Origin of the sequence: Caballeronia udeis (assembly GCF_001544555.2) — a bacterium.
Taxonomy (GTDB): domain Bacteria; phylum Pseudomonadota; class Gammaproteobacteria; order Burkholderiales; family Burkholderiaceae; genus Caballeronia; species Caballeronia udeis.
Map to the genome: position 1 here is coordinate 136345 of NZ_FCOK02000007.1, position 25647 is coordinate 161991.

Here is a 25647-nt window from a genome sequence, read left to right on the forward strand (position 1 = left end):
GTCGGGCTCCTTGCTGGAAACGGGGTAAAGAGAATGAATGCGTGCCGCGCGGTTCGGAATCAGCTCGGGGCCGCGCTGGCTGTGAAGGGGTGATGGTTGTGCCTTGCGTGCTTTAGGTACTTTACAGCGGTGTTTCGGTGTTCGTTCGAGCCGTCGGATTGAGGAGGGTTCCTCGCCTTCTTCCTCGCCTTCGTGCAAATCTCAGTTCGTCGATGCCGCGTTCTGGCCGCCGCCCTGCGCGTTACCCGATGCGATCGGCTTGATCGAACCCTGCACGATACTCGCGCCAAAATCGCGGATCAGCGACTGCACGAACGGGTTCTGCGTAATCTCCTGCTCCGCCTCCTGCTGGCGCTGCGCGCGAGCGGCGGTATCGACTGCAGCGGCCGTGCGGCGCGCCGGGCCAACACTCACGTTCACGTCGATCGGCCGGCCGAGCTTATCGGTTAACGCGGCCTTCAGCTTCGCGACCTGTGCGCTTTCGGCGTATTGCGGGACCGGCACCGCAAGGGTGATGGATGTGTCGTCGCACGCGGTCAGTTCGCTGTTGAACGCCAGTTGGTAAGCGATCCCCTTCAGCGGTAAATCCACGGCCAGCGTTGGCCAGTCACCGCTCACGCCAATGGCGTCGAGCGGAACGGCGGGCGGCAGCGGGCGTGCATCGACTTTGGGCGCTGGCTTGGCAGCAGATGCATCGTTAAAACGCAGGTCGTCGGGACCGCTGTCGAACGCGGGCATAAAACCGTCGTCAGGCGGCATGAAATAACCATCGTCCGACGACACCGGTTGATAGTCGTCCAGCGGCATTTCTTCCCACGGAGGGGTTGCGCCGCTGATGCTCTTGCCCGGGCCGGCGCCGCTCTGGGATCCCGCATTTGCGTTAGTGCCGTTCGCATCCTGCCGCGCTCCGCTGAGCCGCGAGTCGCCTGCTGCGGGCGCGACGCTTCTATCGGGCGAAGCAGCGGGTCTGCGTGGCACCGGAACCTGTACGGTGGGTGCCGCCTTCGGGGCGACGGGTTTGCGCACGGGTTCTGGGGCACGTGCCACGCGATCCGACGATACCCGCATGCCTGCACTGCGCAACACATCGAGCGCAGCGCTAGCACCGCCCGCTCCACGAGGCGAGGTCATTTTTTCAGCTGACTGCGTGGTCTGGTTTTCTGCCCGGTTTTCCGCCCTACCGGCAGCCGCGCGATCGACAAGTTCTTGGGCTGCAGCAGCAAGCGATGCCGGGTTGGAATCGGCTTCGAACTCAGGCGCAGCCGATACCTCATCCGGAGATGCACCGGTGCGGTCCCCTGACGAAGGCGTGGCGGGGGAGAGCAGCGGATCTGAAGGATCGACAGGTGGCGCGATGACTTCGGGCGCGCCTGGCCCAGCAGAAATGGCCGTCGAAGCGCTTTGTGCATCCGCCGCGCCAGCTTCCGCACCCTCCGGCTTGCCGCTCGGCGTTTCAACCTTCCCTTCGGCTGTATCTTTTGGGGCGTTGTCACCGGCCAGGGAGACGGCAGGGGTATCGATAACCGCAGCCGTTTGATCGGGCTCCGCCATCACGCGAGTCTTCGCAGCCGGCTTCGGCTCAACAGCAACGCTTTGCACCGCGCTGTCAGCACCGCTCGCGGCGTGACCCTCATGCGAGGCCACGGCCGATACCGCCGCCGACGCAGAATCGCTACCATTCGCAGCCGCGCTGCGCTCGGACACGGCACCTTGCGACTGTGGCGCTTTTGCGCGATCCGAACCCGGTGCGGTGACTTGCGTCGAAGCGGCATCGGCTGCGCGATTCGCCACTGGCTTCGCGGTTCCCGCGGCCGCGATATCCGACCCGCCCGACCCGCCGGCCGCGACACCGCTCGGCGCCGATTCGCGCGTGCCGGTACTCGACGCGCCCATCACCGCCGCTCTTACCCGAGCGCTGCCCCCGCCTCCTCCGCCCGGTCCACCGGCGGGTTCGAACGCAAGCATGCGCAACAAGGTCATGGTGAAACCGGCGTATTCATCGGGCGCAAGGCCCATCTCGCCGCGCCCGATCGTCGCGATCTGATAGAACAGTTGCACGTGCTCGGCGCTGAGCAAGTCGGCGAAACGGCGGATATCGGTTGCCTCCGGCCATTCGTCCAGCACCGAAGCCGGTGCAAATTGCGCCCACGCGATCCGGTGCAACAAGCCGGCCAAATCCTGCAGCGCCGTGGAAAACGACAAACTGCGCAACGCCATCTCGTCCGCGATACCAAGCACACCCTGCCCGTCGCCGGCCGCGAGGGTATCCAGCAAACGGATCAGATAACTTTGGTCGAGCGCGCCGAGCATGCCGCGCACGGCTTCCTCAGTCACCTGGTTCGCCGAATACGCGATGGCCTGGTCGGTGAGCGAGAGCGCGTCGCGCATGCTGCCGTCAGCGGCACGCGACAACAGCCGCAACGCCTGCTGCTCGAAAGGAATCTGCTCTTCACCAAGCACATGTTCCAGATGCCCGACGATCTGCCCTGCCGGCATCTGCTTCAAATTGAACTGCAGGCAGCGCGACAGCACGGTGACCGGAATCTTCTGGGGATCGGTGGTAGCCAGTATGAACTTGACGTGTGCAGGCGGCTCTTCCAGCGTCTTCAACATGGCGTTGAACGCGTGGTTCGTGAGCATGTGCACTTCGTCGATCATGTAGACCTTGAAACGCGCGTCGACCGGGGCATACACCGCGCGTTCCAGCAGCGCGGCCATTTCGTCCACGCCACGGTTACTGGCCGCGTCCATCTCCACATAATCGACAAACCGTCCCTCGTCGATCTCCTTGCACGCCCGGCATACGCCGCAAGGCGTGGATGTCACGCCTGTCTCGCAGTTGAGCGCCTTGGCGAAGATCCGCGACAGCGTTGTCTTGCCGACACCGCGCGTGCCGGTGAACAAATACGCATGGTGCAGACGGCCGCCGTCGAGCGCGTGCGTGAGCGCGCGTACCACGTGCTCCTGGCCAACGAGCGAAGCGAAAGATTTGGGCCGCCACTTGCGTGCGAGAACTTGATAGGTCATGCCGAAATTGTATCAGCAACGTCAAGAGGCAAAAGCGTTTCCCCCGCCGCGCACGCCGATGGAAGCGGCGCGCCGGAACCTGCCCCGCGCACAGGCAAGATGGGTTCTCCAGGAGCGAAAAACGCGGGAGGTGCGCGCATGAAACACGCGAACGTTAACAGGACTCCATGAGAACGCCATGAACCCGGAAAACACAAGAGGTTGGAAACGAGGGACAAAACGATGGCGCGCTTGCAATGCGGCCTGGGGAAACTACGGGGGTATGACGAAAGGCTGGAAACAACCGGACAAACACAAAGAAGAAAATACTAGAAAGAAAAAGCGAAGGTGACGAGCCCGACCCTCGGCACTGGTAGAAAACGGCTGTGGCTGCTTCGTTCCCGACCTGACCAGGTTGACCGCGCCACCATGCGAGGAGGCCCGTCACAGACAATCATATCAGAGAAGGATCGCCACGCCCACTACCCAAGCTGAGCGCTATTGCAATTCAGGCACGCAATCGCAATATTCATGGCGTGGACCGGCAGCGTTTGCGCATGCCCGCTATATGAATACGCCGCAATGTCGCACGCTGGAGGTTCGTCCAGACGGGGCCTATCGGTACCCGGCAACAGATAGCAAAGTAAGCTAAGATGACAATTTGAAGCACCGGTTAAATACCGTGTGAAGGGCAGAACGCGGCTTTTCCGGCAACGGTACGCGCCCATCCAAGCGAGCGGCTCTACACCCCGCAGCGCGGCGAACTATTTCCTGTTTTGGTGTATCGTGGCGAGCATTCAAACGCGGGCCTCGAATTCATAGAGGTATTCACATAATGAGCGAATCGATCAAACATATCAGCGACGCATCCTTTGACCAGGACGTCACGAAATCGGATAAACCCGTCCTGCTCGATTTCTGGGCGGAATGGTGCGGTCCCTGCAAGATGATTGCTCCGATCCTCGACGAAGTGGCCAAGGACTACGGCGACCGCCTGCAGATCGCGAAGATCAATGTGGACGAGCATCAATCGACACCGGTCAAGTTCGGCGTGCGCGGTATCCCCACACTGATCCTGTTCAAGAATGGTGCAGTCGCCGCGCAGAAGGTCGGCGCATTGTCCAAGTCGCAACTGACCGCGTTCCTGGACAGCAACCTGTGATTTGAAGTTGTAGCGTGAGGCTGTTGCTGAAGCCGGAAAACCCGCAACGGTATTTCCGGCTCATGGAACAGTTGCCTTTCAGCGGCACGACCGGTGTCCGAGTTTGACCCGGTCGTATACAGGCGTCATCGGATCGCACGGAAGCGCCGCATGGAATCGCACCAGGCAATACAAGTAAAGTTGGCAAAAGCAATTAGCAGCATGTGAAGCAGCACGTGAGATTCCGGTAAAATGTTGTGAGACCACAACATGAACGAACGACACTGCCGCCACGGCCACCCGAGGCCCTGTCGGCATGTGCTATGCTAGAATCCTAAGAGTTCAAGACGTTTCGTAAGACGGCAAGACGTTTAGGTCCTTGAGCGTTCAGCTCACTTCTCCTCCCAAATTCTCTGTTGTACCTCTTCTCCCTGGCGGGAAATCCGTATGCATTTATCCGAGCTCAAGTCTCAGCACGTCTCCGCATTGATCGAAATGGCCAATGGCCTGGAGATCGAAAACGCCAATCGACTGCGCAAGCAGGAATTGATGTTCGCGATTCTTAAAAAACGCGCCAAGACCGGCGACACGATTTTCGGCGACGGCACGCTCGAAGTATTACCGGACGGCTTCGGCTTCCTCCGGTCTCCCGAGACCTCGTATCTCGCCAGCACAGACGACATCTACATCAGTCCGTCGCAGATTCGCCGCTTCAATCTGCATACCGGCGACACCATTGAAGGCGAAGTGCGTACGCCAAAAGACGGCGAGCGTTACTTTGCTCTCGTCAAGGTGGACAAGGTCAACGGCCAGGCGCCGGAAGCCTCGAAGCACAAGATCATGTTCGAGAACCTGACGCCTCTGCATCCGAACAAGCCGATGCCGCTCGAGCGCGAAATGCGCGGAGAAGAGAACGTGACGGGCCGGATCATCGACATGATCTCGCCTATCGGCAAGGGTCAGCGCGGGTTGCTGGTGGCATCGCCGAAATCAGGCAAGACCGTGATGCTGCAGCACATCGCGCATGCCATCAAATCGAACCACCCCGACATCGTGCTGTTCGTGCTGCTGATCGACGAACGGCCGGAAGAAGTGACGGAAATGCAGCGCTCGGTGGTCGGCGAAGTGATCGCCTCCACCTTCGACGAACCCGCCGCGCGCCACGTGCAAGTCGCCGAAATGGTGATCGAAAAGGCCAAGCGTCTGGTCGAAATGAAGCACGACGTCGTGATTCTGCTGGACTCCATCACGCGTCTGGCACGCGCCTACAACACGGTTGTGCCGGCCTCGGGCAAGGTGCTCACCGGCGGTGTGGATGCAAACGCGCTGCAACGACCGAAGCGCTTCTTCGGCGCGGCTCGTAACATTGAGGAAGGCGGATCGCTGACCATCATTGGCACCGCGCTGATCGAAACCGGCAGCCGGATGGACGACGTGATCTACGAAGAGTTCAAGGGCACCGGCAACATGGAAGTGCACCTGGAACGCCGCCTTGCAGAAAAGCGCGTGTATCCGTCGATCAACCTGAACAAGTCCGGCACGCGTCGCGAAGAATTGCTCATCAAGCCTGACCTGCTGCAAAAAGTCTGGGTACTGCGCAAGTTCATTCACGACATGGACGAAGTCGAGTCCATGGAATTCCTGCTCGACAAGATTCGCCAGACCAAGAACAACGCTGAATTCTTCGACCTGATGCGCCGCGGCGGTAGCTGATCCAACATAGTTAATCCAACGCGCTGGTTCGAAACATGAAAGCCGCCCGCCTTTGCGGGCGGCTTTTTTTCGTCTGCCGAAACGACCAGCGTGATTGGTAACGTGTACGTTCACGTTCATGTTGATTTATAATTTCGGGACATCATCATCCGCCGATAAAACCATTGGCCAGCGCCATGTCCAGCGAACTGCTCACCGTACGCGACGCCGCAGAACGACTCGGCGTCACCCCCCGCACGCTGAAATACTACGAAGAACGCGGTCTTGTTATGCCAAGCCGGAGCGAGGGGCGGTATCGGCTCTATGACGAAAACGATCTGGAGCGCTTCGGGCGGATCTTGCGGCTGCGATCACTGGGATTTTCGCTGCACGGCGTTATCGAAATGCTCAAGCGGCCGCTCGAGAAAACCGCCGCGGGCCAGAACCGCTACTCGCCGGAATCGCTGGCGGACATCCGCCAAGGCCTGCAGCAGCAGCTTGACGCCATTGATACTCGCATTGAGTCCGTGCGCCGCGAGCTGAAAGAAGCGCAAGCCGTGCGCGCCGAACTGCGTCTCGACCTGGACTACGTGGAAGCGCGGCTCGCCGGTCAGCCTGCCGACGCGCTGCTCGAACAAAGATCCAAAGCAAGCGCCAAGGCCGGGAGCAAGAAGTAATGAGTGCGCGGGCGCCGGTGTTCACCGTCGAGCGATTGCGCGGCGATTTTTTCCCGTGGGTGCTCGCGCTCGTGACCGGGCTGGATTACTTCGACAACGCCATCTTTTCGTTTTTCGCCAGCTACATTGCCGGCGGCATCAATGCATCGCCGGATGAACTCGTGTGGTCGTCGAGTGCGTACGCGGTCGCCGCCGTGCTCGGCATTTTGCAGCAGCAATGGTGGGTGGACCGTCTCGGGCACCGGCGTTATGTCGCCGGCTGCATGCTGCTTTACGCATGCGGCGCGACGATGTCGGCGCTCACCGAAACCTCGCTGCAACTGATGTTCACGCGCGGTCTGCAAGGCTACTTCATCGGTCCGATGATGGGCGCATGCCGGATCCTGATCCAGGTCAGCTTTACGCCGCAAAAACGCGCCGGCGCGACGCGAGCGTTCCTGATCCTGATTGTGGGCAGCAGCGCGGTTGCGCCCTTGCTTGGCGGCTGGCTGGTATCGCATTTCGACTGGCGAGCATTGTTTGCCTGCACCGCGCCCGCAGGACTCGCATTTGCCGTGCTGGCAATGCTCGCGCTGCCTGATTCTGGCAATGTGGTGCGGGAAGAAAGCAGTGCGACGAGTTTCTGGCCCTATCTGTTGTTCGCGTTTGCCCAGGGAGCACTGCAGATCGTGATGCAGCAAGTGCGCTTCGTGCACTTCAGCACGTCGCCCGCGCTCGTGCTGCTGACCGTCGCGGGTATGAGCGCCCTCTCCTGGTTCGCATGGCATCAATGGCATCACCCCGCACCGCTCGTGCGCCTTCACGCGCTGCGCGAGCGCTCGTTCCAGGTCGGTCTCCTGCTCTATATGTTCTATTACTTCGAGTCGACAGGATTCAGTTACCTGATCTCACGATTCCTTGAACAGGGTCTCGGCTATCCGGTCGAAAACACGGGCCGGCTGGTTGGCATTACGTCGCTGATATCGGGTTCCGCGCTGTTCCTGTACTTCAGATATACGAAGTACGTGAAGCGCAAGAAATGGATCATCGTGCCGGGTTTCGCGATTGCGGCGCTGGTCGGGTGGCTGATGACACGCATGTCGCCGGGCGTGGCCCAAAGCGACCTGATCCTGCCAATGCTGCTGCGGGGCCTGTTGCTGCTGTTCATCGTGCTGCCAGTGGCAAACCTGACGTTCAAGATTTTCGAGATAGAGGAGTTTACGCACGGCTACCGGCTGAAGAATATCGTGCGGCAGTTGACGCTCTCGTTTGCCACGGCGGCCGTGATCATTGTCGAGCAGCATCGGGAAGCGCTGCATCAGTCGCGCCTCGCCGAAGCCGTGAATCCGTACAATCCGGAGTTTCAGAACGCCGCGAATGCGCTGACGAATGGCTTCGCGGCAGCGGGCCATTCAGCCGTCGATGCGCATGCGCTCGCTATAGCAACCATCGCTCGCACGGTCGCGCAACAAGCAAGTTTCCTGGCTTCGCTCGACGGCTTTTATTTCCTGATGGGCGTGGCGATTTGCGGCGGTGCGTTCGCCCTCTGGCAAAAACAGATCGATTGAGTTCGAGAGAACGTCGAGAGAACGAGGCAGACCTCATGGCCAATTTCCTGACCCGGCTGATCAGCGGAAATCGTCGTGAACGCGCGCTGCGCAAGCACGCCATCGACGACACGCTCTGGCAAAACACACTCGATCGCCTGCCGTTTTTCGGCTACCTGAACGACGACGGACGCGCCCGCCTGCGCGAATGCACTACGCTTTTTATCGCGGAAAAGGAGTTTTCTACCGCTCACGACCTGACGCTCACGGACGCGATGATCGTCGCCATCGCGGCGCAGGCCTGCCTGCCCGTGCTGAATCTGAGCCTGGACTTGTACCGCGGCTGGGTCGGCGTGATCGTGTATCCGGGCGAATTCGTGATCCGCAAGACCGTGGAGGACGAAGCCGGCGTGGTGCACGAGATCGAGCACGATGCGAGCGGCGAAGCGTGGGAAGGCGGGCCGGTTGTGTTGTCGTGGGAAGACGCGCAGATGACCGACGGCGAGGACGCCTACAACGTCGTCATCCACGAATTTGCGCACAAGATCGACATGCTGAACGGCGAGGCGGACGGCCATCCGCCGCTCTTTCGCCGCTGGCACGCGCCGCTCGATTCCAACGCGTGGAACGACGTTTTCGATCACGCCTACGACCATTTCTGCGCTCAGGTCGATGCCGTTCCGCCGCGCCGCTGGGGCCGGTTTGAGCGCGAATCGCTGATCGACCCCTACGCCGCCGACCATCCGTCGGAGTTTTTCGCGGTCTGCAGCGAGGCGCTGTTCGTGCAACCGGTGGCGTTCGAGCGGGAATATCCGGAGTTGTATCGCTTGCTCGCGCGGTATTACCGACAGGACCCCGCGGGCGTGGGAGCGCCGGGGGTACCGAACTCACCCGGGCAGGAATGAACTCCGCAAGTCGCGTCCAGGCACCCTGAAAACATGCCAAACGGCTGATTTTCTGGCATAATCGCCGTTTTTCGACCTCGGGCAAGTGGCTCGCGCTCGCAGGATCGGCTTACAGATCAATTCAAGCACGCGCAAAACCCGCAACCCGGGTGGGCTGGCTACCAACAGATACCAAGGAAAGACCATGAAAGAAGGCATTCACCCGAATTACCGCGAAGTGCTGTTCGTCGACATGTCGAATGACTTCAAGTTCATCACACGCTCGACCATCAACACGCGCGAAACCGGCGAGTTCGAAGGCAAGACGTACCCGCTGGCAAAGATCGAAGTGTCGTCGGAATCGCATCCGTTCTACACCGGTCAGCAAAAGATCATGGACACGGCCGGCCGCGTCGAGAAGTTCAACAAGAAGTTCGCAGCATTTTCGGCAAAGAAGTAATTAACCGGGAAGGCCGCCAAGGCTGGAATCGAAAAAGGCAGCGAAAGCTGCCTTTTTTTCGTCTGTGTCCCATGTTTCGAGGCGTCGCGAAGCCAATCAGGCGTACACCGGGCGAACTCTTCCGGTCAAACAGCCACGCCGAGAAGCACCGCAATGACGCGCGCGACGCCGCCCGTCTACAATGCCGGATTCGGTAAAAATCGCACGATCTGTCAAGGCACGAGATTCGCGTGCCTTGCAAGACCCACGCGCCGCCGCATTGCTCCATCAGTTTTGTTCCCTCGCCCAAACGCATGCGAAATGTCGTCCGTCTGACCGCCTCCGCCACCAGCGCCCTGCCGCGCTGGCTGCTGCTCGCCATTTGTATCATCTACGCTTCGTTTGGACTGTTCGGCCGCGACCCGTGGAAAAACGAGGACGCAACGGGCTTCGGCGTGATGTGGACGATGGCCAACGGCGGCGTGAAGGACTGGCTGCTGCCCAATCTGGTGGGCAAGGCGCTCACCTCGGACGGCCCATTCGTGTACTGGTTCGGCGCGGGTTTCATCCGCTTGCTGAGCCCGTGGGTCGATGCAAGCAATGCGTCGCGTGTGGTAACCGGATTGTTGTTTTGTATCGCCTGCGCGTTTGTCTGGTATACGGCCTATCTGCTCGGCCGGCGCGACGAAGCGCAACCGTTCAAATACGCATTTGGCGGCGAGCCCGAACCGCGCGACTACGGCCGCACCCTCGCCGACGGCGCGCTGCTGATCCTGCTCGCCTGTTTTGGCCTGGCCATACGCGGCCATGAAACCACACCCCAGCTTGCCCAGTTCGCCGGTACCGCCATGTTGCTCTACGGCCTGGTGCGGAGCTGCGACAAACCGATCCAGGGTGCGCTCATCTGGGGTGCGGCAATCGGTTTCGTGGGTTTGTCGAGCACGCCGGTGCTGGTGCTCGCGCTACTGATCTGCACGCTGGCAATGACCGTGATCGTGCGGGAAGTACGGTCGTATCATCTGCTCGTGCTCGGCGTGCCCGTTGCGGCGGTCATGATCGGCGCGTGGGTATGGCCAGTATTGCACGTCTACCCTGACGACGGCGAATGGTGGCTGCGTCAATGGTGGAGTAACAGTTTCGACGCTTTCTCCGGCTCGCCTATCCAGGCCCTCTCTTACGCCTTCAGGAATCTGCCGCTCTTCACCTGGCCGGCGTGGCCGCTCGCCATCTGGACCTATGTGAGCTGGAGCGGCCTGCGGCGCTCGCCGCATGTGGCGGTGCCGATATCGGTGATCGGGCCACTGCTCGTGCTGGTGATCCTGCAAAGTCATCAGTCGAACCGCCTTTTCATGCTGTTGCTGCCGCCGCTGTCCATACTCGCCACGTTCGCGCTGCCCACGCTCAAGCGCGGGGCGATCAACGCCATCGACTGGTTCGCGATGTTGAGTTTCACGCTGCTCGCCACGTTCGTCTGGCTGGTGTGGAGCGCGGGCCTGTTTGGGTTCCCCGCGCCGCTCGCCCGTAATCTCGCGCGTCTGGCGCCCGGTTTCCAGCCCGAATTCAAGGTCATGTCGTTCGTCTGCGCAGTCGCCGTGACGCTGTGCTGGTTCTCGCTCGCGCGCTGGCGTCTTGCGCGTCATCCGAAGGTGTTGTGGCGCAGCGTGGTGTTGTCGAGTGCCGGCACCACGCTGATGTGGGTGCTGCTGATGACGCTGTGGCTGCCGGTGGTGAACTACAGCCGGACGTATCGCGATGTGGCGGAGCAGATCGCCGATCACCTGCCGCCTGACTACACCTGTATTTCCCCGGTGCGTCTGGGCGATGCCCAGATTGCGACCTTCGCGTATTTCGGCGGCATGCATTTCGCCTTCGATGAAGACTGCGACGTGATCCTGCGCCAGGACACGCAGGACTACGGCGAGCCGTCGTCAATCTCGCCGTTCGAGTGGAAGCTGGTGTGGGAAGGCCGGCGCGTGGCCGACCGGGACGAGCGGTTCCGGCTGTATGTACGCATCGAACGGCCGGTGGCGCCGGTCAAGCGGCTGCGGCCCAAGTCACTGCATCGCGGCGACTGACCATGTGGCCTGATGTCCGCAAGATCGTGGCCCTGGCGTGGCCGGTACTGATCGGCCAGTTGGCGATCATCGCGTTCGGCGTGATCGATACGGCCATGGTCGGCCGTTTTTCCGCCACGGATCTCGCGGCGCTCGGCCTCGGTTCGTCGATCTACATCTCCGTCTATATCGGCTTGACGGGCATCCTGACGGCATTGCAGCCTATCGCCGGACAGTTGTTCGGGGCGCGGCGCGAAGCCGAGATTGGCGAGGAAGTCCGGCAGGCGCTATGGCTGGCGGCGGTGTTGTCGGTGATTGGCTTTGTCTGCCTGTACTTCCCGCAGCCTCTCCTGAGCATCGCCGATGCGCCTCCTGCCCTGCACGACCGCACCCTCGCGTATTTGCGCATCCTGTCGCTTGGACTGCCCGCGAGTCTCGCGTTTCGTGTCTATAGCTCGCTCACGAACGCGGTCGGCAAACCGCGCCTCGTCATGTTCCTGCAAGTCGGCGCGCTGATGCTGAAGATCCCGCTCAACCTGTGGTTCATCTTCGGCGGGTTTGGCGTGCCGGCGCTCGGTGGTCCGGGCTGCGCCATCGCCAGCACGATGATCAACTGGCTGATAGCCATTGTCGGAATAACGGTGCTAGTGCGTGTCGAGTTCTTCCGGCCGTTCGGCGTGTTCTCGCGATTTTGCTGGCCTGTCTGGCGCCGTCAGAAAGCACTGCTCAAACTCGGCGTTCCGATGGGGCTGTCCTACCTGATTGAAGTGACGTCATACACGTTCATGGCGCTGTTCATTTCGCATTTCGGCACGACGACGCTCGCCGGGCACCAGATCACCGGCAACATTGGCGCGGTGCTCTACATGACGCCGCTGTCCATTGGCGTGGCGTCCGCCACGCTGGTCTCGCAAGCACTCGGCGCAGAACGTTTCGATGCCGCCCGGTCGCTCGCCCGCCACGGCATTGCGTTGTCGTGCGGTATTGCGTGCGTGTACGGCGCCGCGCTGTTTGCACTGCGCCCGTACTTGCTTCAGGCGTACACGCCCGACAGCCAGGTGATCGCGGCAGCCATGCCGTTGCTGGCCATTGTCGTGTTCTATCATTTCTTCGATGCCCTCCAGATCACTACCGCGTTCGTGCTGCGCGCCTACAAGGTGGCGGTCGTGCCCACGGTGATCTACGCGGTCGCGCTGTGGGGCATTGGCCTGGGCGGCGGATATCTGCTCGGGTTCGACGTAGGCGGTTATGCGCCCGCGTGGCTGCAAGGCGCACGCGGGTTCTGGGTAGCGAACTCGGTGAGCCTCGGCGTGGCCGGGATAGGACTGTTCCTCTACTGGCGGCGCATCAGCACGCGGGATATTCCGGACGACCGCGTCCGCGCCGGGGCGGAGCCGGTTTAGATTCGACCGTTACAACCGCGCATTCGATGCAATCGGTTTGCAACACGTTGTCAAATGATGAAAAGAGTTAGCAAGCATGACGTAACACTCCGGTAGAATCGCCAGCGTTTTGGCCATCCTGGAGCGAGTGCGATGATGCGCGTCACAAAAGAACAACGCTGGCCGCTGGCGGCGCTCGCCGCCGTCTCCTTGCTCACCATTGGCTTGGCAGGCGCCACACACCGCGCCGACGCGGCCCGCACGCTGAGCGTGTCGCCGCAAGGCAAGGTCACGCAGGTCCGCGAGGTGGTCGTCAAATTCGACGAAGCCATGATCGCGTTCGGCGACCCCGCGGCCAAGGCTCCCGCCCAGGTCCACTGCAGCGGCGGAGCATCAACAGGTTCCGGCCACTGGATCGACGATAAAACCTGGGCCTTCGATTTCACCCAAGACCTCACGCCCGGTATGCGCTGCTCGGTCGCGCTGGTCGACGGACTCAAGTCCACCGCGGGCAACGCGCTCACCGGTCCACGGCAGTTCGGCTTCGAAACCGGTGGCCCGTTTGTCACGCGGGTCATGCCCGATGGCGGCGAGATAGAAGAAAACCAGATCTTCGTCCTGCGCCTGAACGGCCCCGCGACAGAAGCATCCGCGTTGCAAAACATCTGGTGCGAATCGAATGGATTGGGCAACCGGATTCCCGTGAAGACAGTCGACGCCACCTCTCGCACCGCCCTCCTCAAACACTTCCGCCTCGAAAAAGATAGCGCACGCGTGCTCACGCTCGCCTGTCAGCAAACCCTGCCGTCCGCGACCAAGATGCAACTCGTGTACGGCGTGGGCGTCGCCGGCCCGGGCGGCCTCGCGAACGACGTCGAGAAGCGCTTCGACTTCGATGTCCGCGAACCCTTCACCGCCAGCTTCTCGTGCGAACGCGAAAACGCCAAAGCGCCCTGCACGCCGTTGCGCCCGCTGCGCATCCGCTTCAGCTCTCCCGTGCCGCGTGCGGACGCCCAAAAGATCACGTTGCACGGACCGGGCGGCACAACGGCGCCGCAATTTGATCCCGATGAAAAGGACAACGACATCACGACCGTCCAGTTCGCGGCGCCCTTGCCCGAACACGCGGATTTATCGATAGAACTGCCGGCGGGACTCAAGGATTCAAGCGGCCGCCCGCTCTCGAACGCGGACCTTTTTCCGCTGAAGACATCGACGGCGCCCATGCCGCCGCTCGCCAAGTTTTCATCGTCGACATTCGGGATCATCGAGCGTTTCGCCGAGCCGAACATGCCCGCCATGTTGCCCGTCACGCTGCGCCATGTGGAAGCCGACCTGAAGGTGAACGGGCTCAATGCGGGCTCATCTAGCGTGACGAAACTGCGCGTCGATGCGGATACCGATATCCGTCGATGGATGAAAACCGTCGATCGTTTCGATGGCTTCTCCATGTCCGTCTCGCAGATCAAGGAGGAAATGCCGCAGGCGCTAAGCAACGGCATCAAACCGGTCTACGCGCCGGGCAGCACGGCCAAAGATCCTCAGATCGATATTCGTTCGCTGTCCCTGCTTGCGAAGCAACCGGGCGTTGAAACCCTGAGCGTGCCGCAAGCCGATCCGAAGGCGCTGCGCCCTTTTGAAGTGGTCGGCATTCCGCTGCCGAAACCGGGTTTTTACGTGGTCGAACTGGCGTCGCCGGCGCTGGGTGCATCGTTGCTCGGCAAACAGCAGGACATGTATGTGCGCACTGCCGTACTTGTCACCAACCTTGGCGTGCACTTCAAGCAGGGCCGCGAAAACAGCATTGTCTGGGTGACTGCCCTCGATAGCGGCAAACCCGTGCCGAACGCGCAAGTGCGCGTGACGGATTGCAACGGCGAACAGCTCGCCGCCGCGAAAACCGATGCGCATGGCATTGCCACGATCGGCAAACCGCTGGCGTCGGTAAGCACTTGCGATGAAAACAGCCTCGACTACTCGGGCTTCTTCGTCTCCGCACGCGTCGATGATCCGAAGACTGGCCCGGACATGGCGTTCGTGCGTTCGGACTGGAATCGCGGGATTGAATCGTGGCGCTTCAATGTGCCTACCGACATGAGCCGCGATCAAACCACACGCGCCACGACCGTGTTCGACCGGACGCTGCTGCGCGCGGGCGAAACGGTATCGATGAAACACTTGATGCGCGAGGAGACGCTCACTGGTTTTGCGTTCCCCTCGCATCTGCCATTGCGCGTGACGATCCGTCATGAGGGCAGCGGCCAGACCTATCATCTGCCGCTCAAATGGGCGGCCGACCGGAGCGCGGATTCAACCTTCCCGATTCCGGCCGCCGCGAAGCTCGGCGAATACAGCGTGACGCTCGATGACGGCTCGACGAACTCGGACGACGATAGCGATAACAGCGGTGGCGATCAGAATTCTGCCGGGCACATGAGCATCGAAACAGGCAATTTCCGCGTGGAGGAATTCCGCCTGCCGGTGTTCAAGGGATCAATCGGTATTCGCGATCAAAAGACCGGCGCGCTGGTGGCCGCGACAACTGCGCCGCTGGCGGTGCAGATTGAATATGTGTCTGGTGGACCGGCATCGAACCTGCCGGTGCAGGTGTCTGCATTGATGAAAGACACGTCACCCTCTTTTGCTTCGCAGTTCGAATCGTTCAGCTTCGCGCCGTACAAGAAGCCCACCGATGACGGCGCCAGCGCGCCCGCAACCGAGGGGGACGATGACAACAGCAACGCGCAGGAAGATACGTCCACAGCCAAGCTCATCGCCGATAAAACCGCGCTTACGCTCGATCGCAACGGCGCAGGAACCCTCACGCTAAAATCGCTGCCCATAGTGGAAGCGCCGAAACAACTGGCGCTGGAGGCGACCTTCGCGGACCCCAACGGCGAGATCCAGACGCTGCGCGGCAACGCCACGCTCTGGCCCGCGGCGGTTGCCGCCGGCATCAAGGCGGGCGACTGGGTATCGGTTGGCAATGCGGTGCCGGTGCAGGCGCTCGCCGTCGACTTGCAAGGCAAGCCGCGAGCAGGTGTGGCGCTGGAAATCCGTGGCGTTGCGCGCACCATGACGAGCTCCCGCAAACGGATGGTCGGCGGTTTCTACGCATACGACAACCACACGGAGACCAAGGACCTCGGCACGCTATGCAGCGGCAAGAGCGACGATCACGGCCTGCTTTCCTGCGATGCAAAACTCAAGGAGGCAGGCAATGTCGACCTGATCGCCATCGCCAAGGACGGGGATGGCCGTGTAGCAAACGCGACCACCTCGATCTGGGTCACGCGCGAAGATCAGCTCTGGTTCGGCGGCGAAAACACCGACCGGATCGACGTGCTGCCTGAAAAGACAAGCTATGAACCCGGTGAAACCGCCCGCTTCCAGGTGCGCATGCCGTTCCGCTTCGCGACCGCGCTGGTGGCGGTGGAGCGCGAGGGGATCGTGGAAACGAAGGTCGTGGAACTGGACGGCAAGAACCCGACCATCGAATTGAAAGTGCAGGACACGTGGGGGCCGAACGTGTACGTCTCCGTGCTCGCGATACGCGGGCGGATTCACGAAGTACCGTGGTATTCGTTCTTCACGTGGGGCTGGAAAGCGCCACTCGATTGGGTGCACGCGTTCTGGTACGAAGGGCGGCAGTATGAAGCGCCTACCGCGCTGGTCGATTTGTCGAAGCCTGCGTTCCGTTACGGGCTAGGCGAGATCAAGGTGGGAACAGCGGCGCACAAGCTTGGCGTGACGGTAACGCCGGATGCGAATACGTATGCCGTGCGCTCGAAGGCGCATGTGAAAGTCCGCGTGACGCTGCCGGGCGGCAAGCCTGCTCCGGCTGGCACGCAGATCGCGCTCGCCGCTGTGGATGAAGCCCTGCTCGAACTGATGCCGAATCAAAGCTGGAACGTGCTCGACGCCATGCTGCAGCGGCGCGCGTATGGCGTGGAGACATCGACGGCGCAAATGGAGATCATCGGACGCCGTCACTTCGGGCGCAAAGCCGTGCCGGCGGGCGGTGGCGGCGGACACAGCGCGACCCGCGAACTGTTCGACACGCTCTTGCTGTGGAACCCACGCGTGACGCTCGATGCTAACGGCGAAGCAACAGTCGACGTGCCGCTCAACGACGCGTTGACGAGCTTCCGTATTGTCGCGATCGGAGCCGTGGGCGCGGGTCAATTCGGCACCGGCAGTGCATCGATACGCAGCACGCAGGACCTGCAGTTGATCTCGGGCCTGCCGCCGCTCGTGCGCGTGGGTGACCAGTTCCGCGCGCTGTTCACGCTGCGCAATACGACCGCACGCACGATGCAGGTCGTCGTCACGCCGCAGGTTCCTTCGCTCGATCTCCCCGCGCAGAACGTGACGCTGGCGCCGGATTCATCGCAGGAAATCATGTGGGACGTGAAGACGCCGGATGCTGTTGGCATGGCTGCAACGGGCGCGTTGAACTGGGTAGTGAGCGCCGCGGAACAAGGCGGCCCGAAGGCCGCAGACGCCGTCAAACTCACGCAGCGCGTGGTGGCTGCGATTCCCGTGACCGTGCAGCAAGCAACGATCACCCAGGTCGACGGCACGTTCGCGTTGCCCATAGCGCCGCCGGAGACCGCGGTGGCATCGGCTGATGGACAGATTCGCGGCGGCATTGCCGTGACGTTGCAGCCCAAACTCGCCAATGGCCTGCCGGGTGTGCGACGCTGGTTCGAGCGTTATCCGTATAGCTGCCTCGAGCAGCAAACGTCACGTGCGCTGGGTCTCGACGACCTCACGCAATGGCAGACGGTGATCGCGCGGATGCCGTCGTATCTGGACAGCGACGGGCTCGCCAACTACTTCCCGCCCTCAGACGATTCAAGGCCTTACGGCAGTCCGGCGTTGTCGGCCTATCTGCTCGCCGTCAGCGATGAAGCGTCAAAAGCCGATCCCCGCTTCGCGCTGCCCGACGACCTGCGCGACAAGCTCGCGGCTGCGTTGACGAACTTCGTGGAAGGCAAGATCGAGCGGAAGTTCTGGTCGCCGCGCCAGGACCTGGACTTCGTGAAACTCTCCGCGATTGAAGCATTGTCGCGGTACGGGCTGGCCGCGCCGCGCATGCTCGGTTCGATCACGATCGCGCCGAATCAATGGCCGACGTCCGCCCTGCTCGACTACTACTCGATCCTTTCGCGTGTCGACGGCATTGCGCAACGCGACGACCAGCGCGCTCAGGTGGAGCAGATCCTGCGGGCACGCCTGACGTATTCGGGCACGCGCCTGACCTTCTCCACCGCCGCCGACGACGATCTCTACTGGCTCATGACCGGCACCGAATCGAATGCGGCACGCACGGCATTGATCTTCGCCGATAACCCCGCGTGGAAAGACGAGATGCCGCGCCTGATCGGCGGTTTGCTCGCGTTGCAGACGAACGGCGCATGGCAGACCACGACGTCGAACCTGTGGGGCAAGCTCGCGGTGCAGCGCTTTTCCCGCGTGTTCGAAAACACGCCGGTAAGCGGCCAGACGCGCGTGGCGCTTGGTGCGACGGAGAAAGCCGTAGCGTGGAACGCGCCCGCCTCGCCTGCGAATCCGCGCAGCGTTACGCTGCCTTGGGCCTCCGGTACGCTCAACCTGACGCGGGAAGGCAGCGGCAAACCGTGGGCGACCATCGAGAGCCTCGCGGCGGTCGCGTTGAAAGCGCCGTTCGCGGCGGGGTATCGGATCACGAAAACCATCACGCCGATCGATCCGGCAGTCAAAGGCACGCTCTCGCGTGGTGACATCGTGCGTGTGCATCTCGACATCGACGCCCAAAGCGATATGACATGGGTGGTCATCAACGATCCGATCCCGGCCGGCGCAACGATCCTCGGCTCGGGCCTCGGCCGCGATTCGGAAGTGGCTACCGAGGGTGAAAAGAGCCCGCAAGGTGCGTGGCCGGCGTTTGTCGAGCGTGGTTTTGACGGCTATCGCGCGTATTACGACTATCTGCCGAAGGGGAAATTGCAGGTGGAGTACACGGTCCGGCTGAACAGCGCCGGGACATTTGGGCTGCCGCCCACGCGTGTGGAGGCGCTCTATGCACCCTCGGTGTTCGGCGCGATTCCAAACGCAGCGATGGTCGTTGCACCCCTGGCCGCCGCCAAGTAACGCAATGAAACGCGCCGCCCTCGCCCTGATCGGTTGCGTGCTTGCAAGCTCGGCTTACGCACTGCCGAGCTTCGACGAAGTACGCGCGAGTTGGCGCAGTTCCGACTGGGTGCTGCTCGCCCGCGATGGTGAACCGCTGCAGCGCACGCGTATCGACACAACCGAACGGCGCGGCGACTGGGTCGCGTTGCAGGATGTGTCGCCGGCATTGCGCGAGGCAATTGTCGTGTCGGAGGACAAGCGGTTTTACGAGCACAGCGGCGTGGATTGGCGCGGCGCGGCGGCGGCGGCCTGGGCGAACCTGTGGAACACGCGTACGCGCGGAGCGTCGACGGTGACCATGCAACTGACCGGCCTGATCGATGAAGATCACCGGCCGGGACGCCGTTCAATAGGCGAGAAAGCGACCCAGACGGTCGGCGCGTTGTGGCTCGATCATGCCTGGCGCAAGGACCAGATTCTCGAGGCCTATCTCAATCTCGTGCCGTTTCGCGGCGAGATCGTGGGTTTGTCGGCGTTGTCGCAGACCTTGTTCGGCAAACTTCCGTCCGGGCTGAACGAGCGCGAAGCCGCGCTCACGGCCGCACTGGTGCGTGCGCCGAATGCGAATTATGCGAAGGTATCGGCGCGGGCGTGCGGGATTTTGCGGGACATGAGCCGGGCGCGGCCATCGAATATGGACCCTTGCGCGAACCTCGACAGCTACGTGCAATTGACGCTCACGCGCACCGCGTCCGCCTCGCCGCGGTCCCTGGATTACGACGCGCTCGCCCCGCACTTTGCGCGCCGTGTGGCTGGCGAAGTGCATCCGGCAGCGGGCGCGCGCGTCCGGTCGACGCTCGACGCCTCACTGCAACGCTTCGCTCGCGATTCCCTCGCTCGCACCTTGGTCGAACTCAACTCGCGTGCTCATCAGCGCAATGTGCACGACGGCGCTGCGATCGTCATCGACAACCGCAGCGGCGAGATTCTGGCGTGGGTCGGCTCGGCGGGAGGATTGTCGAACGCACCGGAGGTTGATGCAGTCGTCGCGCTGCGCCAGGCCGGCTCGACGCTGAAGCCGTTCCTGTACGCTCAGGCTATCGACGAAAAGCGCCTCACGCCCGCGTCTTTACTCGACGACGCCCCGCTCGATCTTGCCACCGGCGGCGGGTTGTATATCCCGCAAAACTACGATCACGATTTCAAGGGCTGGGTAAGCATGCGCACGGCGCTGGGGTCGTCGCTGAATGTGCCGGCCGTACGCACGCTGGTGATGGTCACGCCGCACCGGTTCGCGAAAACACTGGTCTCGCTCGGTCTTCCGCTCACACAAGCCGGTGATTACTACGGCTTCAGCCTCGCGCTCGGCAGCGCCGACGTGACGCTGGCGACACTCACGAACGCTTACCGGACGCTCGCAAACGGCGGTCTCACCGGGCCAATGTCCGACCTGCCGGCTCGTGCTCCGACGCCTCCCGGCACACGCGTTTTCAGCCCGCAAGCCAGCTTTATCGTGACGAACATCCTCGCCGATAACAACGCGCGCACGCGCACCTTCGGCTTCGACAGCGTGCTTGCCACGCGCTTTTTCAGCGCTGTGAAAACCGGCACGAGCAAGGACATGCGCGACAACTGGGCAGTCGGCTACACGTCCCGTTATACGGTGGGCGTGTGGGTCGGCAACGCGGATGGCGCGCCCATGTGGGATGTCTCCGGCGTCACGGGCGCCGCGCCCGTATGGGCCGCGCTGGTCAACTACCTGCACCGGCGCACGCCCAGCCGGCCGCCGGTCGTGCCGCCGGGCGTGGTGCGCGCGAATATCGTTTATCAAAACGACATCGAACCGGCGCGCGACGACTGGTTCCTGAGCGGCACGCAAATGTCGCGGATCGCGTTGTCGGCGAATGCGGAAGGCGCGGCCGTACGCAACGGCACCGCCCGGATCGCCTCTCCCACCGACGGCACTATTTTCGCACTCGATCCCGACATTCCGGCCACACGCCAGCGGGTCTGGTTCGAGAGCGCGCAAGGTGCGCCAGCGGGCAGTGTGTGGCGGCTGGACGGCAAAGCGGCCGGACCTTCCGCCCAAATGGCACGAATGGCGTGGCTGCCGTGGCCCGGGCATCATACGCTGGAACTGGTCGACCGCCAGGGCGTGGTGGTCGATTCCGTGAAATTCGAAGTACGCGGCGCGTTTGCCAAAATCAAGGCAAAAGGTTGATAGGACTCAAAGCAGGAATCAAAGCAGGAATCAAAGCGAGAATCAAATCCGCGATAGCGTCCATTCCGCCAAGCCTATATCCGGAGAACGTTAAATCTGATCTGATCCGCCCCATCCGCCATGAGTCTGGTGATAATCGCTAAATGAAATCGAAACCGGACAGCGGATTGGGTGCAACCGGCAAAATAATAGCCGGCATTGTTGTAAAAAATAATCCCGTCCACGCCAGACGAATGTCGCTGCCATTATCCTGACCCGCATTTTGTCCTATGCTTGTTGGGCTTTCTGGCCAGGCTTCCAGTAAGGCCGACATCGATTCCTCCTTTTGTTTTTCAACCTGGAGCACTTGTCATGCTTAAGAAGCTGTTGATGCTGTTTCTGGCCCTTGCGTTGTCGATGGGTGTCGCGTTTGCGGCCGTCGACGTGAATACGGCGGACCAAACCTCGCTTGAAGGCGTAAAGGGGCTTGGGCCGGTGAAGTCGAAGGCGATCATCGACGAACGGACGAAGAATGGCCCGTTCAAGGACGCCGACGATCTCGCCAACCGCGTGAAAGGCCTCGGCACGAAGTCCGTGACGAACCTGGAGCAGGCCGGGCTGACCATTGGCGGTTCGTCAGCGCCGCCGACCGGTACGAAGGAAAAGACACCGGCGGCCACCAGCGCCGGGGCAGCGGCTCCCGCAAAATCGACAGTGAAGCCGTCCACGGCCGCGACCGCCGCCACGTCGCCGGCCGCAACCACGGCCACAACACCCGCGGTGACGCCGGCAACAACGGCAGACGCGGCTTCCACGACCAAGGGCAAGAAGGGCAAAAAAGCCAAGGCCAGCGCAGCAGCCAGCTCGAGCACGGCCACAACAACAACGGCGACGGCCGATGCTGCCTCGGGCGCGAGCGGCGCCAAGGCGTCTAAGAAGTCCAAGAAAAAGAAAGCCGCGAGCGACGCGGCGGCAAACTGAGGACGGCGACGCATTTCGGCACTGGATCCCGAGCGTGGAACGGCCATCAACGCGCAGCTCGGATTCAGGATTCAGGCCAGCGAGGTCGCCTTGCAGCAGAAACACTCTGGCCGTTCCTTAACGGACGGCACGTTTTCCGCCCGGCAGAGGCCAACCAGCATGACGCCGGACGGCATTTAACCAGCATCGTTTTCAAGTGAGACAGCCATGAGCCTACTCGATACCCTCGCCTCCTCCTTCGGCAATTCGCCTCAAGGCGGCGGCGCACAGTCCGGCCTGATCGCCGCGGCGATGGAGTTCGTCAACAATCAGCCCGGCGGCCTGAACGGCTTGATTCAGCGTTTTCATGAAAACGGCGCGGGCGACATCGTCTCGTCCTGGGTCGGCAACGGCGAAAACAAGCCGATCAGCCCGGACACCGTGACCAACGTGCTCGGCTCTGACGCGGTCAGCCAGATCGCACAGAAAGCCGGTCTGTCCGGCGACCAGGTGTCGGGCATGTTGGCTACGGTGCTGCCGCATCTCGTGAACCACGCAACGCCGGACGGCCAGGTGCCGGCGAACGGCCAGCTGGACGTGGGCAGCCTGCTGGGTTCGCTCGGTGGTCTCGGCGGTCTGGCGGGCCTGTTCGGCAAGGGCGAAGAACCGAAGGCCTAAGGGTTCCCGGCCTGGTCTCCTGTATTAAAAAAGGGGCAACGGATCACTCCGTTGCCCCTTTTTGCTGCGAAGAACAACGCCCGGCCTGCTTCGTCGGGCGCCGTCAATGCACCTCTTAATGCACGACGCGATCGAACACCAGCTCGCCATCCCGCATATCGACGGGGATCACGTCCTTCGGTCCGAACTTGCCGGCCAGGATCAGCTTCGCGACCGGGTTCTCGATCTGCTGCTGGATCGCGCGCTTTAACGGCCGTGCGCCGAACACCGGGTCGTAACCCACCTTGCCGATATGTTCCAGCGCGGCCTCCGACACGTCGAGTTGCATCTCCAACTTCGCGAGCCGATCATGCAGCCGCTGCAACTGGATCTTCGCGATCGACTGGATGTTGTTCCGGTCGAGCGAATGGAACACCACGACGTCGTCAATCCGGTTCAGGAACTCCGGCCGGAAGTGCAGCTTGACCTCTTCCCAGACGGCCTCCTTCACTGCTTCGTGCGGCTCTCCGACCATCGACTGGATCACGTGCGAGCCAAGATTCGACGTCATCACGATCACCGTGTTCTTGAAGTCCACGGTGCGGCCCTGCCCGTCGGTCATGCGGCCGTCGTCGAGCACCTGCAGCAGCACGTTGAACACATCCGGATGCGCCTTCTCGATTTCATCGAGCAGGATCACGCTGTAGGGCTTGCGACGCACCAGTTCGGTCAGGTAACCGCCTTCCTCATAACCGACATAACCCGGCGGCGCACCGATCAGCCGCGCGACGCTGTGCTTCTCCATGAACTCGCTCATGTCGATACGGATCAGGTGATCCTCCGAATCGAACAGGAACGCGGCGAGCGCCTTGCACAACTCGGTCTTGCCCACACCCGTCGGCCCAAGGAACAGGAACGAACCGTACGGACGGTTCGGGTCCGACAACCCGGCGCGCGAGCGGCGAATAGCATCGGCGACCGCACCGATCGCTTCATCCTGACCCACCACGCGGTCGTGCAGCTTGCCTTCGATCTGCAACAGCTTCTCGCGCTCGCCCTGCATCATCCGCGACACGGGAATGCCGGTGGACCGCGACACCACTTCCGCGATTTCCTCGGCGCCCACTTGCGTGCGCAGCAAGCGCGGCCGCGTAGGATTGCTTTGTTCCGCGGTCTCGGCCTGCGTGACCTGCTTCAGTTGCGTCTCGAGTTCGGGCAGCTTGCCGTACTGCAATTCGGCGACCTTCTCGAGCTTGCCTTCACGCTGCAGACGCACGATGTCCGCGCGCACCTTCTCGATCTCTTCCTTCAGCGTCGCACTGCCCTGCACGGCGGCTTTCTCCGCCATCCAGATTTCCTCGAGATCGGAATACTCGCGATCCAGCCGCTCGATTTCCTCCTCGATCAACTGCAGGCGCTTCTGCGATGCCTCGTCCTTTTCCTTCTTGACGGCTTCGCGCTCGATCTTCAACTGGATCAACCGGCGATCGAGCCGGTCCATCTCTTCGGGCTTCGAATCAATTTCCATCTTGATCTTGGACGCAGCTTCGTCGATCAGGTCGATGGCCTTATCGGGGAGAAAACGGTCCGTGATATAGCGATGCGACAATTCCGCCGCCGCGACAATAGCCGGATCGGTGATTTCCACGCCGTGATGCAGTTCGTACTTTTCCTGCAGGCCGCGCAGGATCGCGATGGTCGCTTCCACCGACGGTTCGTCGACCAGCACCTTCTGGAACCGGCGTTCGAGCGCCGCGTCCTTTTCGATGTATTTCCGGTACTCGTCGAGCGTCGTTGCGCCGATGCAATGCAGCTCGCCGCGCGAAAGCGCCGGCTTCAGCATGTTGCCCGCGTCCATGGCGCCTTCGGCTTTGCCGGCACCCACCATGGTGTGGATTTCATCGATGAAAACGATGGTCTGGCCTTCGTCCTTGGCAATATCGCTGAGCACGGATTTGAGCCGCTCCTCGAATTCTCCGCGATACTTGGCACCGGCCAGCAACGCGGCCATGTCGAGCGACAGCACGCGCTTGCTCTTCAGCGATTCCGGCACTTCGCCGTTCACGATCCGCTGCGCGAGACCTTCCACAATCGCGGTCTTGCCCACGCCCGGCTCACCAATCAGCACCGGATTGTTCTTCGTGCGGCGTTGCAGGATCTGGATTGAGCGACGGATTTCGTCGTCACGGCCAATCACCGGGTCGAGCTTGCCGGCGCGCGCGCGCTCGGTCAGGTCGACCGTGTATTTCTTCAGCGCGCCGCGCTGGCTTTCGGCGTCCTGGCTATTCACCTGGGCACCGCCGCGAACCGAATTGATCGCGGCTTCGAGCGCCTTGCGCGTCAAACCATGCTGCTTGGCGATACGGCCGGCTTCGCCTTTGTCATCGGCGATGGCGAGCAGGTACATCTCGCTTGCGATGAATGTGTCGTTGAGTTTTTGCGCCTCTTTGTCGGCGCTGTTCAGCAAGCCGGCGAGGTCGCGGCTGACCTGGACGTTGCCGTCCGTGCCCTGGACTTGCGGCAGACGCGCCATGGCGTCCTTGAGCGCGGCTTGCAGCGCCTGGACCTGCACGCCAGCCTGCGACAGCAGCGAGCGCGCCGACCCGTCCTGCTGCGCGATCAGCGCGGAAAGCAGGTGAACCGGTTCTATGTATTGGTTGTCATTGCCGACGGCGAGACTTTGCGCGTCGGCCAGTGCTTCCTGGAACTTCGTAGTTAGCTTGTCGATTCTCATATTGAGACCTCCAAATCGGGATGTGTTCAAAATGAGGCGCGATCCGGCACTTTCAAGCGTTCAGCGACCCAAAAACCGCACTTTTCTGCGAAATGACGCTCGAACAAGGATTGACGCGCTTGATACCGTCGAGCGGTTCGTGATGCGCAAAAACAGCCGGCCGGAAGCACTTGGGCAT

At 62.0% G+C, this 25647-nt stretch carries 15 protein-coding genes and 1 other RNA gene; 12 read left to right on the plus strand and 4 right to left on the minus strand.

Annotated elements, in window-relative coordinates; translation table 11 throughout:
* Positions 1–201: 201 nt before the first annotated feature.
* On the minus strand, positions 202–3027 hold the full coding sequence (locus AWB69_RS07815; RefSeq protein ID WP_062083960.1) for a DNA polymerase III subunit gamma/tau: 2826 nt from the start codon (positions 3025–3027) through the stop codon (positions 202–204).
* Between the two features lie 326 nt (positions 3028–3353).
* Positions 3354–3452: signal recognition particle sRNA small type (gene ffs, locus AWB69_RS07820), an RNA gene on the minus strand.
* A 389-nt stretch (positions 3453–3841) separates the two neighbouring features.
* Here ffs and trxA point away from each other — a divergent pair.
* The 10 genes from trxA to pbpC all read left to right on the plus strand — a co-directional run bounded on the left by trxA (position 3842) and on the right by pbpC (position 21139).
* The gene (gene trxA / locus AWB69_RS07825) at positions 3842–4168 is read left to right on the plus strand and encodes a thioredoxin TrxA (protein ID WP_031356443.1); all 327 of its coding nucleotides are present in this window, start codon (positions 3842–3844) and stop codon (positions 4166–4168) included.
* A 426-nt stretch (positions 4169–4594) separates the two neighbouring features.
* On the plus strand, positions 4595–5860 hold the full coding sequence (gene rho / locus AWB69_RS07830) for a transcription termination factor Rho (RefSeq protein ID WP_031356444.1): 1266 nt from the start codon (positions 4595–4597) through the stop codon (positions 5858–5860).
* 164 nt (positions 5861–6024) lie between these two features.
* Positions 6025–6516 carry a MerR family transcriptional regulator gene (locus AWB69_RS07835; RefSeq protein WP_197500194.1) on the plus strand — a complete coding sequence of 164 codons (492 nt, stop codon included), beginning with the start codon at positions 6025–6027 and terminating at the stop codon, positions 6514–6516.
* Entirely contained in the window at positions 6516–8063 is a 1548-nt protein-coding gene (locus tag AWB69_RS07840) for an MFS transporter (protein WP_062083964.1), read from the plus strand. The genes AWB69_RS07835 and AWB69_RS07840 overlap by 1 nt, the downstream gene beginning before the upstream one ends.
* A gap of 35 nt (positions 8064–8098) precedes the next feature.
* Entirely contained in the window at positions 8099–8947 is an 849-nt protein-coding gene (locus tag AWB69_RS07845) for a M90 family metallopeptidase (RefSeq protein ID WP_062083967.1), read from the plus strand.
* 184 nt (positions 8948–9131) lie between these two features.
* Positions 9132–9386, plus strand: a complete 255-nt coding sequence (locus AWB69_RS07850) for a type B 50S ribosomal protein L31 (protein WP_050380378.1) — start codon at positions 9132–9134, stop codon at positions 9384–9386.
* Positions 9387–9679: 293 nt separating this feature from the next.
* A complete protein-coding gene (locus AWB69_RS07855; RefSeq protein WP_062083969.1) occupies positions 9680–11440 on the plus strand; it encodes an ArnT family glycosyltransferase in 1761 nt (586 codons plus the stop codon).
* Between the two features lie 2 nt (positions 11441–11442).
* Complete coding sequence (locus tag AWB69_RS07860; protein ID WP_062083971.1) at positions 11443–12822, plus strand: MATE family efflux transporter; 1380 nt, start codon at positions 11443–11445, stop codon at positions 12820–12822.
* A 132-nt stretch (positions 12823–12954) separates the two neighbouring features.
* Positions 12955–18936 carry an Ig-like domain-containing alpha-2-macroglobulin family protein gene (locus AWB69_RS07865; RefSeq protein WP_062083973.1) on the plus strand — a complete coding sequence of 1994 codons (5982 nt, stop codon included), beginning with the start codon at positions 12955–12957 and terminating at the stop codon, positions 18934–18936.
* Positions 18937–18940: 4 nt separating this feature from the next.
* Positions 18941–21139, plus strand: coding sequence for a penicillin-binding protein 1C (pbpC, locus tag AWB69_RS07870; protein ID WP_062083975.1), 2199 nt, complete (start codon positions 18941–18943; stop codon positions 21137–21139).
* Between the two features lie 139 nt (positions 21140–21278).
* Here the strand turns inward: pbpC and AWB69_RS47525 are convergent, their stop codons facing one another.
* Positions 21279–21452, minus strand: a complete 174-nt coding sequence (locus tag AWB69_RS47525) for a hypothetical protein (RefSeq protein WP_156528771.1) — start codon at positions 21450–21452, stop codon at positions 21279–21281.
* Positions 21453–21490: 38 nt separating this feature from the next.
* On the opposite strand from AWB69_RS47525, the gene AWB69_RS07875 reads away from it, so the two are divergent.
* Together AWB69_RS07875 and AWB69_RS07880 are read left to right on the plus strand one after the other, a co-directional pair.
* Positions 21491–22099 carry a ComEA family DNA-binding protein gene (locus tag AWB69_RS07875; RefSeq protein ID WP_062083977.1) on the plus strand — a complete coding sequence of 203 codons (609 nt, stop codon included), beginning with the start codon at positions 21491–21493 and terminating at the stop codon, positions 22097–22099.
* 207 nt (positions 22100–22306) lie between these two features.
* Positions 22307–22756, plus strand: a complete 450-nt coding sequence (locus AWB69_RS07880) for a YidB family protein (protein ID WP_062083979.1) — start codon at positions 22307–22309, stop codon at positions 22754–22756.
* A gap of 115 nt (positions 22757–22871) precedes the next feature.
* Here AWB69_RS07880 and clpB read toward each other — a convergent pair whose 3' ends face one another.
* Complete coding sequence (gene clpB / locus AWB69_RS07885; RefSeq protein WP_062083987.1) at positions 22872–25469, minus strand: ATP-dependent chaperone ClpB; 2598 nt, start codon at positions 25467–25469, stop codon at positions 22872–22874.
* Between the last annotated feature and the right edge of the window lie 178 nt (positions 25470–25647).